The 732-nt window shown below is 66.1% G+C and carries 1 pseudogene (running past one end of the window); it reads left to right on the top strand.

Features of this window, described 5'->3' with window-relative positions:
• Nucleotides 1–71: 71 nt before the first annotated feature.
• Nucleotides 72–732 (top strand): annotated as a pseudogene (locus tag ACFE99_RS24990) (lysostaphin resistance A-like protein) (it continues 111 nt past the right edge of the window).

Here is a 732-nt window from a genome sequence, read left to right as displayed (position 1 = left end):
AACGAGCGCAGCGAGTGACGGGAACGAGACGACCAATCGAGCCCGGGGTGATAACGGGTAGCCTCGTGGAAATGTCTGGTGACGAAAGCGCGGTAGCGGTGTCGGCTCACCCGGTGGCCGTGCAGCTGTCGGCGCTGCATCGCTTCCGGGCTATGTCGACGTCGCCGTCGTCGTCGTGGTGCTGGCACTGACCAACCTGGTCGCGCATTTCACCACCCGCTGGGCCAATGTCGCTACCGTCCCGGCCGCGGCCGTGGGGCTGCTGATCGTGTTGCGGGCCAGCGGGTTGGGTTGGTCCGAGCTGGGGCTGGGCCGCGAGCACTGGAAATCCGGGCTCGGTTATGCGCTGGCCGCGGTGGGTGTCGTGGTGTCGGTGATCGCCGTGGGCGCGCTGCTGCCGGCGACTCGACCGATGTTCATGAACAGTCACTACGCGACAATCTCCGGCGCGTTGATCGCATCGATGGTCATCATCCCGCTGCAGACCGTCATCCCCGAGGAGTTGGCCTTTCGTGGTGTGCTGCACGGGGCGCTGAACCGGGCGTGGGGTTTTCGCGGCGTGGCCGTGGTGGGTTCCCTGCTGTTTGGCTTGTGGCATATCGCGACGTCGTTGGGGTTGACGAGCAGCAATGTCGGATTCACCCGACTGTTGGGTGGCGGGGTCGGCGGCATGCTGGCCGGGGTGACGTTGGCGGTGCTCGCCACCGCGATAGCGGGATTCGTCTTCAGCTG

It is taken from the genome of uncultured Mycobacterium sp. (genome assembly GCF_964249325.1).
Classification (GTDB): domain Bacteria; phylum Actinomycetota; class Actinomycetes; order Mycobacteriales; family Mycobacteriaceae; genus Mycobacterium.
Note: the sequence above shows the minus strand (reverse complement) of the source record. Positions and strands in the feature narration are given on the sequence as shown.